The sequence below is a fragment of the Frigoribacterium sp. PvP054 genome (genome assembly GCF_040547465.1).
Classification (GTDB): domain Bacteria; phylum Actinomycetota; class Actinomycetes; order Actinomycetales; family Microbacteriaceae; genus Frigoribacterium.
In genome coordinates, this window is sequence record NZ_JBEPPU010000002.1 from 176,956 (window position 1) to 190,384 (window position 13,429).

Consider the following 13,429-nt stretch of genomic DNA (forward strand, 5'->3'; position numbering starts at 1 on the left):
ACGGCGCGCACACCGGCCCGAGGAACAACCCGGCGCGGCCCGTGGTTGTCGCCCGGTGACACCGCCCCACCCGAGAGGACCCCCGATGACCGTCGACTGGATCACCCTGCAGAAGACCGCCCACGACGAGTTCGCCCGCCGGGTCGAGGCCGTGGCCGACTGGGACGCCCCCACGCCCGACACCGAGTGGACGGTGCGCGACCTCGTGCGCCACGTCACGCGCGGTCAGCAGTGGGTGCCCCTGCTGCTCGAGGGCGGCGACCCCGCCGAGGCCGAGAACTCGATCGAGCCGCTCGGCGACGACCTCGTCGAGGCGTGGCACCGCTGGTCGGGTGCCGCCACCGCCGCCTGGCGTGGGGCCGACCCCGACGCCGAGGTCCGGCTGAGCGCCGACGTCGTGCCGGCCCACGAGTACCTCGCCGAGCAGGTCGCCGACGTGACCATCCACACGTGGGACCTCGCGCGCGCCGTCGGCACCGACGAAGAGCTCGACGACGACCTCGTCGAGGCCGTCTGGGGCGTCTTCGCACCGCAGAAGGACGCCCTCGAGGCCTCCGGGCTGTTCGCGTCGCCGGTCCCCGTCGACGACGACGCCCCGCTGCGCGTCCGGTTGCTCGCGCTCACCGGGCGCGACGCCCGCTGAGCCGACCGGCACCCCGGCGCGCGTCCCGTCGACCACGCCACCCGCGCCTCCCGGGGGTTCATCACCCGGCCCTGCCACAGTGGTGCCATGACCGACCCGATCGCCCGCCCGTGGCTGCACAGCTACGCCCCTGACGTCCCCGCCGACATCGAGCCCGTCACGGGCAGCCTCGTCGACCTGATCGACGACGCCGTGTCGACGTACCGGCAGAAGCCGGCGCTCGAGTTCTTCGGACGCGAGACCAGCTACCGCGACCTGGGCGACCAGGTCGCCCGGGCGGCCGAGGGCCTCAGGAGGCTCGGCGTGGGTCGCGGCGACCGGGTCGCCTTGATCCTGCCCAACAGCCCGCAGCACGTCGTGGCGTTCTACGCGGTGCTGCGCCTCGGCGCCGTCGTGGTCGAGCACAACCCGCTCTACACCGACCGTGAGCTGCGGCACCTCTTCGAGGACCACGGCGCCACGATCGCCATCGCGTGGGACAAGCTGGTCGACCGCCTGCGCGCCCTGCCCGCCGACATCGGGTTCTCGACCGTCGTGTCGGTCGACGTGACGAAGGGCATGCCGCTCGGCACGCGCCTGGCCCTCAAGCTGCCGGTGCCCGCGGCGAAGAAGAGCCGGGCCGCCCTCACCGACGGCGCCGAGGGCGACGTCACGTGGCAGGGCCTGCTGTCGAACCGTCCGTTGCGCAAGAAGCACCCCCGGCCCGACATCGACGACATCGCCCTGCTGCAGTACACGAGCGGGACGACCGGCTCGCCCAAGGGGGCGATCCTGACGCACCGCAACCTGCGCAGCAACGCCGCCCAGGGGCGGGCCTGGGTGCCCGGCCTGGTGGACGGCGACGAGACCGTCTACGGCGTCCTGCCGTTCTTCCACGCCTACGGCCTGACCCTCTGCCTCACCTTCGCGATGAGCATCGGGGCGCGCCTGGTGCTGTTCCCGAAGTTCGACGTCGACCTCGTGCTCAAGGCGGCGAAGAAGCACCCGCCGACCTTCCTGCCGGCCGTGCCGCCCATCTACCAGCGCCTGGCCGACGCGGCGCGCGAGCGCGGCGTCGACCTGTCGAGCGCCCGGTTCGCCATCTCGGGTGCCATGAACCTGCCCACCGCGGTCGTCCAGGCCTGGGAGGGCGTCACGGGCGGTCTGCTCGTCGAGGGCTTCGGGCTGACCGAGACCTCGCCCGTCGCCCTCGGCAACCCGATCGGCCCGACCCGACGCGTCGGCACGGTGGGCGTGCCGTTCCCCTCGACCGAGGCGATGGTCGTCGACCGCGACGACCCCGACCCGAGCCGCCCGGTCGTCGCCGGAGCCGCGGGCGAGCTCCTGCTGCGGGGGCCCCAGGTCTTCCGCGGCTACTGGAACCGACCCGACGAGACCGCCGAGGCCTTCCTCGAGGGGGGCTGGTTCCGCACCGGCGACATCGTCACCATGAGCACCGACGGCTACGTCACGATCGTCGACCGCATCAAGGAGCTCATCGTCACCGGAGGCTTCAACGTCGCACCGTCCGAGGTCGAGGAGGCCGTCCGGAACGCACCCGGCGTGGCCGAGGTCGCCGTGGTCGGCCTGCCCCGCCCGGGCGGTGGCGAGGACGTCGTGGCGGCCGTCGTCCTCGAACCGGGGGCGGCGTTCGACGCCGAGGCGATCCGCGACGCCTCCCGCGGCCAGCTCGCCGCCTACAAGGTGCCGCGTCGGGTCGTGCGGCTCGACGAGTTGCCGAAGTCGCTGATCGGCAAGGTGCTGCGCCGCGAGGTGCGCGACCGTCTCATCGCTGCCGGCTGAGCCCGCTCCGGCGGGCCGGACGGTCGGCGGTGCGGGCTGGTCGGGCGGGCTGCTCGGCGGGGCGGGTGGGTCGGCCGCGTCAGAGCCGCTGCCACCGGTCGACCGGCCACGCGACGACGAAGGCGCGGCCGATGACGTCGGCCACGGGGACGAACCCCTCGTAGGGCCCGGTCTGGTGCGCACGCGAGTCGGCCGACCGGTCGCGGTTGTCGCCGAGCACCCACAGCGCCCCCTCGGGCACGGTCACGTCGAAGTCGGTGGCCGAGGCCCGCGGGCCGCCGTCGACGAGCGTGAGGTAGGGCTCGTCGAGCGGTTCGCCGTTCACCAGCACGTGGCCGTCGGCGTCGCAGCAGCTGACGTGGTCGCCCGGCAGCCCGACGACGCGCTTGACGAGGTCCTGCCCGGCGGCGTCGCCGTAGCCGAGCCACCCGCCCGGGTCCTCGAAGACGACCACGTCGCCCCGGTGCAGCGGCAGGAAGCGCGGGGCGAGCTCGTTCACGAGGATGCGGTCGCCGATCATCAGCGTCCGTTCCATCGACCCCGAGGGGATCGAGAAGCTGCGCACCAGGAACGACCGGACGCCCCACGACAGCAGCAGCCCCACGAGCACGATCGCCAGCAGCTCGAGCAGCCACCGTCTCGTCGCGCGGGCCGAGGAGGCGGGGGTCGAGTCACCGGCGTCGGTCGCGTCGGCGAGGGGGTGGGCTCCGGTCACCGGCTCATCCTGCCAGCGGCCGTCCGCCCCCGCCCTCCCCGGTCAGGGGGCCGTGCGACACCGCCACGCGACCCCGCCGGTCGGCGCCCAGGGGCGCACGGCCCGCCGGGCCGGGCTCAGGAGGCCGACCAGCCGATGCGCTCGAGTCGGGCCAGGGCGTGCTCCTCGGCGACAGGGCGCTTGCCCAGGACTCCCCCGACGCCCGCGAGCATGGCCTGGGCGGGCGCCCGGGTCGGCAGGTCGACCGGCCCGACGTGCGGTGCCCGCAGGCCGAGCAGCTTGCGGAATCGCGGCTGCAGCGTGCCGACCGCGCCGTTGAACAGCACCGGGTAGCCGACCTTCAGGGCGGGGAAGAGCGGCGGCCGCTTGATGAACCTCACGACGTCGTCGGTGCGGGCCGTCCGTTCGAGCACGCCCCGGCGGTCGAAGTCCATCAGCTGCTGCTGCATCTCGGCGACGGTGCGCGGCGGGTTCGGCACGCCCATCAACTCGCCCGCCGTCGCCCACTCGCGGACGTACGCGTCGGGCCCGCCGGGGACGGGCTCGCGACCCCACTCGAGGTAGGCGGCCAGGAACGAGTCGGCGAACGCCATGTGCACCCAGCTGAGCAGCTCGGGGTCGTTCGCGGCGTAGTCGTGGCTCACGCCGTTCCGGTCCTCGTAGCTGCCGACCACCTTCGTGTGCAGGCGCGACACCCAGTTCGACGCGTGGGTGGCGGCCTCACGGCTGCCGTACGAGACGGTGTAGATCCAGCGGATCGTGCCGGCCAGGCGCCCGAGGGGGTCCTCGCGGAAGCGCGAGTGGTCGTGCACGCCGGCGAGCGCCCCCGGGTGCAGGGCCTGCACGAGCAGGGCGCGGACGCCGGCCGGGATCGTCGACATGGCGCCGTGCACGGCCCAGACCGCCGAGCCGGGCAGGAAGAACCCCTCGTCGTCGCCCTTCTCGAGGTCGGTGACCCACGCGGGCGTGCCCGTGTACTGCCCGTTGAAGGTGTACTGCAGGCGGGCGCGGAGCGGTTCGGTCAGTGCGGGCATGCCTCGATCATGCGCCGCGGAAGCTGGACGCTCGCGGCAGGCGGGGCGGGCCGTCCCGGCAGACGGACGCCGCACCTCCCGCACCCCGGAGCGGGGGCAGGAGGCGCGGCGTGCGTGGCGACGACGGGCGTCAGTTCCCGTGCGCCTCGACCGAGACGGGCTGCCACTCGTTCCACGTCTTCAGACGCGACTCGTAGTCCTTCGTCGCGATCTCGAGCGGAGCCTTGCCGAAGAAGATGCGCAACGGCGGCTCGTCGGCGTCGACGACCTTGAGGATCGCTGCGCGGGTGGCCTTCGGGTCTCCCGGGTCGGCGGCCGACGGACGCTTCGACGCGGCCTCGCGCACCTCGGCGTAAGCCTCGAGCTCGTCGCTGCGCGAGGCGGACGGCCCCGACCAGTCGGTCGAGAACCCACCGGGCTCGACCAGGGTCACCTTGATGCCGAAGCCGGCGACCTCTTGCGCCATCGACTGGCTGAAGCCCTCGAGGGCCCACTTCGACGCGTGGTAGATGCCGACCGTCGGGAAGGCGCTGATGCCGCCGATGCTCGAGACCTGGACGATGTGCCCCGAACCCTGCTCGCGCATGATCGGCAGCGCGGCCTGCGACACCCAGAGGGCGCCGAACAGGTTCGTCTCGAGCTGGGCGCGGGCCTCGTCCTCGGTGATCTCCTCGATCATGCCGAAGTGGCCGAAGCCCGCGTTGTTGACGACGACGTCGAGGCGACCGAAGTGCTCGGCAGCCTGCTGGACGGCCGCGACGTCGGCCTCGCGGTCGTTCACGTCGAGCTGGACGGGCAGGAAGGCGTCGCCGTACGCCTCCACCAGCGGGGTGACGTCGTCGATCTTGCGTGCGGTGCCCGCGACCTTGTCGCCGCGTTCGAGGGCCGCCTCGGCCCACTCGCGGCCGAAGCCCTTGGATGCACCGGTGATGAACCAGACCTTGCTCACGATGTGTCGTTCCTCTCTTCGTGATGTCGATGACCATGCTGCGCCGCGCCTCCCGGCCTGGGTCAGGTTGCCAGCGCGCACCGAGCCGACGGGGTACGCCCGGCGGGTCGATAGAGTGGCCCGGTGACCACCGACAGCGCTCGTCCCTGGCTCGACTCCTACGCACCCGGCGTGCCGCACGACCTCGAACCGGTCGACGGCTCGCTGCTCGACCTGGTCGAGGCCTCGGCGGCGCGCTACCCGAAGGCGGTGGCGCTCGAGTTCTTCGGGTCGACCACGACCTACTCCGAGCTCGTGGACCAGATCGCCCGGGCCGCCGAGGGCCTGCGCAAGCTCGGCGTCGGGCACGGCGACACCGTCGCCATCGTGCTGCCGAACGGCCCGCAGCACGTCGTCGCCTTCTACGCGGTGCTCCGTCTCGGCGCGATCGTCGTCGAGCACAACCCGCTCTACACGCCCCGCGAGCTGCGCCACCAGTTCGAGGACCACGGCGCGAAGGTCGCCATCGCCTGGAACAAGGTGGTCGAGACGATCCAGGCGTTCCCGGCCGACGTCGCCGTCGAGCACCTCGTCTCGGTCGACGTCACCCGGGCCATGCCCCTCACCACGCGGGTCGCCCTCGCCCTGCCGGTCAAGAAGGCCCGCGAGTCGCGCGAGCGCCTGACGACCACGGTGTCGGGCACCACCCCGTGGGAGAAGGTCGTGGGCTCGTCCCGCATCAAGGCGAAGCACCCGCGACCGACCACCGACGACCTCGCGGTCATCCAGTACACGAGCGGCACGACCGGCACGCCGAAGGGCGCCCAGCTGACGCACCACAACCTGCTCGCCAACGCCGCCCAGGCACAGGCCTGGGTGCCCACCATCGAGCGCGGCACCTGCGTGGTCTACGCGGTGCTGCCGATGTTCCACGCCTACGGCCTGACGCTCTGTCTGACCTTCGCGATGAGCATGGGCGCGCGCCTCGTGCTGTTCCCGGCCTTCGATCCGGCCCTCGTGCTCAAGGTGATGAAGAAGCACCCCCCGACCTTCCTGCCCGCCGTGCCGCCGATCTACGCCCGCCTCCAGAAGGCCGCGGACGACGCCGGCGTCTCGCTGAAGGGCGTCGACGTCGCGATCTCGGGCGCGATGCCGCTCTCGGCCGACGTCGTCGAGCCGTGGGAAGCCGAGTCCGGTGGGTGGCTCGTCGAGGGCTACGGGCTCTCCGAGTGCTCGCCCGTGCTGATGGCCAACCCCGTGGGGCCCACGCGACGCGCCGGCACGGTCGGCCTGCCCCTGCCGGGCACCGAGGTCCGCGTCGTCGACCCCGAGAACCCCACGGTCGACGTGCCCGCGGGCGACCGCGGTGAGCTGATCGTGCGGGGCCCGCAGGTCTTCAGCGGCTACTACCGCAAGCCGAAGGAGTCGGGCGAGGTCTTCGTCGACGGCGACTGGTTCCGCACCGGCGACATCGTGACGATCGACGACGACGGCTTCGTGCGCATCGTCGACCGCATCAAGGAGCTCATCATCACCGGCGGGTTCAACGTCTCGCCCTCCGAGGTCGAAGAGGTGCTGACCCGGTTCGAGGGCGTCGCCGAGGCGGCCGTCGTCGGGCTGCCGACCCCGGGCGGCGAGCAGGTGGCCGCCGCGATCGTCACCAAGCCCGGCGCCCACGTCGACGTCGCGGCCCTCCGCACCTTCGCGCGCGGGCACCTCACGCCCTACAAGGTGCCGCGCCGCATCGTCGTGGTCGACGACCTGCCCAAGTCGCTGATCGGCAAGGTGCTGCGGCGCAAGGTGCGCGACTCGCTCGCCGAGCGCTGACACCGCACCCGCGCCTCCCCCGCCGTGCGGGCCGAGGCGCGGGTGCGGCCGGCGGACGAAGGTCCGGGAGGCGCGGGTCAGCTGGGCGAGACGCGGTCGGTCACGCGCCCCTCGGCCAGCCAGGCCAGGCGTTGCAGTGCCTCCTTGTTGCGCCAGTGCAACGGAGGGTCCATCAGGGGTTTCGGCACCAGGCGGCCGGGGCCGGCGACGGCGTACTCGACCATCGTGACGAAGCACCCGCCCATGCGGTTGCGGACGTCGATCTCGACCCGGGCCTCGCCCATCGGCCAGCCCTTCGCGTGGAACACGGCCCGGACCGGAGGGTCCCACTCGAGGATCGTCGTCACGTCGTCGATGACGAGCGGCCAGACGCCGAACGAGTGGTGGATGGTCGCCTCGACGCTCGGCCAGGTCAGGTCGACCTCGCGGATGCGCGCGGAACCGACGACCCAGCTCGGGAACAGCCAACCGTCGCTCAGCACGTCGAAGACGTCGTGGGGAGAAGCCTCGATGAATCGGTGCGTCGTGCTCATCCGTCGATCCTGGCAGTGAACGGGTCGGTCCGCGCGCAGCGCGCGCCCACCGTCAGGCGTCGACGCCCAGGTGGGGCAGACGGTCGATGCCGAACTCGTGCTTCAGCGCACTGCGCGCGGCGTAGGCCCCGCCGAGGCCGTGCACCGACGGACCGGGGGGCGTCGACGACGAGCACAGGTAGATGCCGGGGGTGGGCGTCCGCCACGGCTCGCGTGACAGCGTCGGCCGGGCGGCGAGCTGCCACACGCTCGGCGCCCCCGAGGCGATGTCGCCGCCGACGTAGTTCGGGTCGTGCCGTTCGAGCTCGACGGCCGTCCGGCTGTGCGTCGCGAGGATGGTGTCGCGGAACCCCGGGGCGAAGCGCTCGATGCCCGCGATGACGGTCTCGGTCTGGTCGACCGTCGAACCACGGGGCACGTGGGTGTAGGCCCAGAGGGCCTGCTGCCCCTCGGGTGCCCTCGTGCCGTCGACCACGCCGGCCTGGGCCACCAGGACGTAGGGCGTGCGGGCGTGACGGCCCGACGCGACGTCGTGCTCGCCCGAGGCGATCTCGGACCTCGAGCCCCCGAGGTGCAGGGTGGGGCTGCGGCGGGCCTCGTCGTTCGCCCAGGGCACGGGACCCGACAGGGCGAAGTCGACCTTGGCCGCGGCGTTGCCGTACCGGAAGCGCCGCAGCGCCCGTTCGTACCGGGCGGGCAGGCGGCTGCCGGCGATGTCGGCCAGGGCCCGGGCGCTCGTGTCGAAGATCGTGGCGCGGGCACGGGGCAACTGGTCGATCGACGTGACGTCCACGCCCGTCGTGATCGTGCCTCCGTGGGCTCGGACGTCGTCCGCCATCGCGTCGACGATCGCCTGGCTGCCACCCGTGGGCACCGGCCAGCCGCGTGCGTGGGCGTGCACGGCCAGGACGAGCCCGGCGGCCGCGGTCGACAGGCTGGGCATCGGGCGGATGGCGTGGGCCATGACCCCGGCGAGCATGGCGGGGGCCTCGTCGCCCGAGAAGTCCGCGTTCCACCACGGCCCGCTCTGCGACAGCGCGGCGAGCCCGAAGCGGGCGAGGGTCACCGGGTCGTCGGGCACGCGGACGAGCTCGCGCATCGTGAACTTCGCCATGCGCGGCTCACGCTCGACGAGCCCCCTCAGGAGGCGCGTCCACGCGGCCCCGTCGGCGCCGAGCCCGTCGGCCGTCCGCTCGAGGTCACGGTAGGCGATGCCGGCCCGACCGCCGTCGAGCGGGTGCGCGTACGAGATCTCGGGCACCCTCAGCTCGATGCGCCGGTCGAGCTGGAAGCGCTGGAAGAAGCCCGACGCGAGCGCCATGGGGTGCACCGCCGAGCAGATGTCGTGACGGAAGCCCGGCAGCGTGGCCTCCTGGGTGCGGGCGCCGCCGCCGATGGTGTCGGCCCGCTCGACGACCTCGACGCGCAGGCCCGCCCGGGCGAGCACGACGGCCGCCGCGAGCCCGTTCGGGCCCGCGCCGACGACGACGGCGTCGACCTCGGGCGCGGCGCTCATGCGCGACCGCCCCGCGTCACCCGGCCCACGACGGCGGCGGTGGCGGCCACGGCGGCCCCGAGCCCGGCGCCCACGGTGAGGGCACGGTGACGGGTGTACCAGACCTGGGGGCTCATGCTGCGGGCGCGGTCGCTGAAGATGCCGCGGGCCCCCTGGTCGCCGGCCGTGGGTTCGTAGAGGTTGTCGGGCAGCATGGGCTCGGTCTTGTCGGGCGCCTGCTGACCCGAGTACCCGCTCTTCGCGAGGTAGACGTCGAGGACGTTCGCGACGAACCGGTTGCCGAGCACCGTCATGACGGTGGGCTCGCCGAGCCAGGTGCGACGACGCGGCTTGTCGGCGACGTCGGCGATGGCGTGCGCCCCGACCTCGGGCTCGAAGATCGGCGGGACGGGCTGGGGGTGCTCGGGCAGACGCGACCGCACCCAGTTGAACTGGATCGTGTTGAGGGCCGGCATGTCCACCGTGCTGATGCGCACCGCGCTCTTCGCGTGGATCAGCTCGGTGGTCACCGACTCGGTGAAGCCCTGCACGGCGTGCTTCGCCCCGCAGTACGACGCCTGCAGCGGGATGCCACGGTGCGCGAGGGCCGAGCCGACCTGGATCACGTGGCCGCGGTCGCGGGGCACCATGCGCGAGAGGGCCGCGCGCGTGCCGTTGACGAAACCGAAGTAGTTGACGGCCGTGGCGCGCTCGAAGTCGTCGGGGTCGGTCTCGAGGAACTCCCCGAACACGCCGACCATGGCGTCGTTGACCCAGAGGTCGATGGGGCCGAGCTCGGCCTCGACCCGGTCGGCGGCCGACTCGACCTGTGCCCGGTCGGCCACGTCGGTCGAGATGCCCAGGGCACGGCGCCCGGCGGCCTCGACGTCGCGGACGGCACCGTCGAGGCCGTCCTGGCCCCGCGCCAGGACCGCGACGTCCCAACCCCGCGAGGCGAGCTCTCGGACGGTGGCCCGGCCGAGGCCGGCCGATCCTCCGGTGACGACGGCGACTCTGGTGCTGGTCATGGTGCTCCCTGGGGCCTGACGGCAGGTGGTGGGCGGACCCTCGACGCTAGTCCGCGACGAGGGGCCCGGCCCGGGCCGACGTCCAGGTCGGGGACGCCGCCGTCACCGCGGGGGACGGTGGGTCTCAGATGTCGAAGTCGCCGCCGCCGAAGTCGCCGAAGCCCCCACCGAAGTCGCCGCCGCCGAAGTCGTCGCCGGTGTCGGCGCCGACGTCGCCGCCGCCGTCGCTCGCCGTCTCGGTGCCGGCGTCGGCACCGCCGTCCGCTCCCCCGTCGCCGTCGGCACCCTGGTCGGCGCCGGCGTCGTCACCCGCGCCTCCGTCGGCCGTCGCGCCGGCGTCGGGCAGGAACGCGCTCATCAGGGTGGACCCGATGACGTAGCCGGCGACGGTGCCGAGGATCGACCCGCCGATGATCGACCCCATGCCGGGGCCCTGACGCATCGGCTGACCGTTCTGGCCCGCCTGCTGCTGGCCGTTCGGGCCTCCGCCGAGGGTGCGCTCGAGGCTGCCCGGTCGGCGCAGCTCGGACCGGGTCGCGGCCTGGGCGAGCGAGCCGGCGTCGTCGCCGCGTGGCGCCTCGCCGGGGCTCGACTCGGCCGTCAGCTGGTCGAAGACGAGGCGGCGTTGCTCGGGGCTGAGCTTCGCGAACGCCTCGGCGTGCACCTGCTCGATCGTCTCGGGCGGGGCGGTCTTGAGCAGGTAGCGGTAGCGCTCGACGGCGATCTCGTCGTCGCTGCGAGCGGGCCCGCCGGCGGGCGCTCCCGTGGGCTGCTGGCCGTAGCCCTGTTGCTGGCCGTAGCCCTGGGCCTGGCCGTAGCCCTGTTGCTGGCCGTAGCCCTGGGCCTGGCCGTAGCCCTGCTGCTGGGCGTAGCCCTGCGGTGCCTGACCCTGCTGCGGGGCGGCGGGCTGCTCGTAGCTCTGCTGCCCGTACTGGTAGCCCTGCGGGTAGGCCTGCTGCTGGCCTTGCTGCGGCTGGCCCTGCTTCGGCTCGCGGCCGAGGAGTCGGTCGAGGAATCCCATGGCGGTGTCCTGTCGGTTCGTGTGCTCGGGGACGCACGCGTGGTGCGACGTCGGTCTGGGGCCCACGCTACGGACCGACCCGACCCGCCGCCTGGACGCGGCCGGGGCGTCAGCCGCGAACGTCCTGATCGACCGCGTCACGGGACGCGTCGTCGACGCCGGCCCGTCGGCGACGCACCGACCGCACGACGAGGAACACCACGACGCCCGCGATCGCCGCGTAGACCGCGTAGTCGAGGTACTTCGCGTACTGATCGATGAGCTCGTACTGGGTGCCGAGTGCCGCACCCAGGCCGATCAGCAGGCCGTTCCAGATGCCGCTGCCGATGATCGTGAACAGGGAGAAGACGAGCAGGGGCATGCGCTCGGCGCCCGCGGGCAGCGAGATGAGGCTGCGCACCCCCGGGATGAACCGGCCGAAGAACACCGCCGACCGCCCGTGCCGCTCGAACCAGCCGGCCGCCTTCTCGAAGTCGTGACGGTCGACGAGCGGCAGCTTGGCCAGCCATCGGATGCTGCGGTCGAGGCCGAGCCCCGCGCCGAGGCCGTAGAGCACGAGGGCGCCGAGGTACGCGCCGAGGGTGCTGAGCGCGACGAGCAGCACGATGTCCATCGACCCGGCCCCCGCGAGGAACCCGGCCAACGGCAGGATGACCTCGCTCGGGATCGGGGGGAACACCGTCTCGACGAACGTCAGCAGGGCGACGCCCCACTCGCCCAGGGCGTCGATGACGCGGGCGGCGAACCCGACGAGGCCGTCGAGGTCGGCGACGACGCCCTGACTCGAGGACGAGGAGGCGCGGAGGACGGGGGCTGTCGAGGTCATGGGTCCCAGGTGGTCGGTCGGGCGCTCGGGGGCGCAGCGGATCGGCAGTGCCGAGTATGGCCGGGCAGCCTGCACGTCCGCCCACAACGCCCCGTCGGCGCCGGACACTCCTCCCCCGCAGCCGGGACGGGTCGGCCCGACGTCAGTCGGCGGGGACGGCGGGACCGGCCGGACCGAGCCCCGTGACCGCACCTCCCACGGCGGTCGTGGTGACCCCGTCGGGCCAGCGCAGCCGGACTCCGCGTTCGAGCGAGAGGGAGCCGACCTCCGCCGTCACCGCGTGCGGCGAGTGCATCCGCGAGGTGCCCGGCCGGTCGGCGGTGAGCATGCCGAACCCCGGGAAGCAACCCAGCCAGTCACCCATGGTGACGTCGGCGGCCTCCCCACCCGCGCCTCCCGGTGTCGGCACCGAGGCGACGTCGACGACCGCCCCGTAGCCGCTCGCCTCGGCGAGCATGCCGACCGTGCCCACGATGCCCGCCATGCTGACGTCCTTGGCCGCGGCGGGCCTCGCCCGGGCGACGGTGCCGGCGAGGTCGCGGAGCTCGGGGCCACGACGCCCCTCGGTGGAATTCCACTGGGTGCCGTGGTGCCCGTCGCGCCACGAACCGGACACGTCGACCGTGAGGCTCAGGGCGTCGCCGTAGCGGCCCCCGCCACCCGGCACGGGGTGGTCGGTCCGCCCGAGCGCGGTCACGCCGAGCGCGGCCGGCACCCCCACCTGCGTGTGGCCGCCGAGCAGCGGGACGCCCCAGGCCTCGGCCCCGCGGCGCAGTCCGGCCAGCACGCGACGGACGAACGCCGCGTCACGGCCGCCGACCGCGTCCAGCAGGCCGACGGGGGTCGCGCCCATCGCGCTGAGGTCGTTGACGTTGACGAGCACGCCACACCAGCCGGCCCACTCGGGATCGCGTTCGACCATCGACGGGAGGATCGCGTCGCAGGCGGCGATGACGTCGGTGCCGGGGACGGGTGCCCCGTCGTCGCCGACCCAGCCGCTCCCCCCGAGGGCACCGGTGGGTGACGAGGCCCAGGCGGTCTGCGGTTCGAGCACCGTCTCGAGCATCGACTTCGTCGCGTCGACGAGGCGTCGGTACCGGTCGATCGGCCAGCGCATGCGCAGGTGGTCGACCCCGCCCGTCACGCACCGACCCGTCACCTGCCACCCGAGTCGGCGGAACAGCACCGACGACCGCTCCTGGACGGTGGCGTCGAAGCGGATGACGCCGAGCTGCTCGGCGAGTGCCGACGCGGCCCGGACGAGGGCCGACCCGACGCCGGGTCCGCTGCGGGCCGCCGGCGCCACGACGAGTCGCGAACCCGTCCACCATCCGATGTCACGGGCGCCCACCGGCGCCAGGCGGACGCCGCCGACGACCTCGGTGCCCGCCCGGGCGACGAGCACGACGGTTCGCGGATCGTCGTCGAGGTCGTCGCGGTCGGTGCCGGAGAAGAGGCCCTGTTCGTCGACGAACGCGGCGCGGCGCAGCGCCCGGTAGGCGTCGAGGTCGCGCACGTCGGCCTGCACCACGAGGAACTCCGCGGCCGGGGCCACGACCCGGGGTCCCATCAGGGCGGGCACGTCGAGCAGCGCCAC

12 protein-coding genes are annotated in these 13,429 nt (G+C 73.6%); 3 read left to right on the forward strand and 9 right to left on the reverse strand.

Going from position 1 to position 13,429, the window contains the following annotated elements:
* Nucleotides 1-85: 85 nt before the first annotated feature.
* Both ABID81_RS03640 and ABID81_RS03645 read left to right on the forward strand, forming a co-directional pair.
* Nucleotides 86-643, forward strand: a complete 558-nt coding sequence (locus tag ABID81_RS03640) for a TIGR03086 family metal-binding protein (protein WP_354593464.1) — start codon at nucleotides 86-88, stop codon at nucleotides 641-643.
* Between the two features lie 87 nt (nucleotides 644-730).
* On the forward strand, nucleotides 731-2,425 hold the full coding sequence (locus tag ABID81_RS03645) for a long-chain-fatty-acid--CoA ligase (RefSeq protein WP_354593465.1): 1,695 nt from the start codon (nucleotides 731-733) through the stop codon (nucleotides 2,423-2,425).
* A 79-nt stretch (nucleotides 2,426-2,504) separates the two neighbouring features.
* Here ABID81_RS03645 and lepB read toward each other — a convergent pair whose 3' ends face one another.
* From lepB to ABID81_RS03660, 3 genes are all read right to left on the reverse strand, one after another.
* Nucleotides 2,505-3,140, reverse strand: coding sequence for a signal peptidase I (gene lepB / locus ABID81_RS03650; RefSeq protein WP_354593466.1), 636 nt, complete (start codon nucleotides 3,138-3,140; stop codon nucleotides 2,505-2,507).
* Between the two features lie 116 nt (nucleotides 3,141-3,256).
* Complete coding sequence (locus ABID81_RS03655) at nucleotides 3,257-4,174, reverse strand: oxygenase MpaB family protein (RefSeq protein WP_354593467.1); 918 nt, start codon at nucleotides 4,172-4,174, stop codon at nucleotides 3,257-3,259.
* 130 nt (nucleotides 4,175-4,304) lie between these two features.
* On the reverse strand, nucleotides 4,305-5,123 hold the full coding sequence (locus tag ABID81_RS03660; protein ID WP_354593468.1) for an SDR family oxidoreductase: 819 nt from the start codon (nucleotides 5,121-5,123) through the stop codon (nucleotides 4,305-4,307).
* Nucleotides 5,124-5,246: 123 nt separating this feature from the next.
* Here ABID81_RS03660 and ABID81_RS03665 point away from each other — a divergent pair, with 123 nt between their 5' ends.
* A complete protein-coding gene (locus tag ABID81_RS03665) occupies nucleotides 5,247-6,929 on the forward strand; it encodes a long-chain-fatty-acid--CoA ligase (RefSeq protein ID WP_354593469.1) in 1,683 nt (560 codons plus the stop codon).
* Nucleotides 6,930-7,006: 77 nt separating this feature from the next.
* On the opposite strand, the gene ABID81_RS03670 is transcribed toward ABID81_RS03665, so the two are convergent.
* The 6 genes from ABID81_RS03670 to ABID81_RS03695 form a co-directional block, all read right to left on the reverse strand.
* Nucleotides 7,007-7,462, reverse strand: coding sequence for an SRPBCC family protein (locus ABID81_RS03670; RefSeq protein ID WP_354593470.1), 456 nt, complete (start codon nucleotides 7,460-7,462; stop codon nucleotides 7,007-7,009).
* A gap of 52 nt (nucleotides 7,463-7,514) precedes the next feature.
* The gene (locus tag ABID81_RS03675) at nucleotides 7,515-8,978 is read right to left on the reverse strand and encodes a phytoene desaturase family protein (protein ID WP_354593471.1); all 1,464 of its coding nucleotides are present in this window, start codon (nucleotides 8,976-8,978) and stop codon (nucleotides 7,515-7,517) included.
* Nucleotides 8,975-9,985, reverse strand: a complete 1,011-nt coding sequence (locus ABID81_RS03680) for an SDR family oxidoreductase (protein WP_354593472.1) — start codon at nucleotides 9,983-9,985, stop codon at nucleotides 8,975-8,977. Before ABID81_RS03680 ends, ABID81_RS03675 begins: the two co-directional genes overlap by 4 nt.
* Before the next feature lie 124 nt (nucleotides 9,986-10,109).
* Nucleotides 10,110-11,006, reverse strand: coding sequence for a hypothetical protein (locus ABID81_RS03685; RefSeq protein ID WP_354593473.1), 897 nt, complete (start codon nucleotides 11,004-11,006; stop codon nucleotides 10,110-10,112).
* A gap of 109 nt (nucleotides 11,007-11,115) precedes the next feature.
* Nucleotides 11,116-11,832: a DedA family protein gene (locus tag ABID81_RS03690; protein ID WP_354593474.1), complete on the reverse strand. Its 717-nt coding sequence runs from the start codon at nucleotides 11,830-11,832 to the stop codon at nucleotides 11,116-11,118.
* Between the two features lie 142 nt (nucleotides 11,833-11,974).
* Nucleotides 11,975-13,429, reverse strand: coding sequence for an MSMEG_0567/sll0787 family protein (locus ABID81_RS03695; RefSeq protein ID WP_354593475.1), 1,455 nt, complete (start codon nucleotides 13,427-13,429; stop codon nucleotides 11,975-11,977).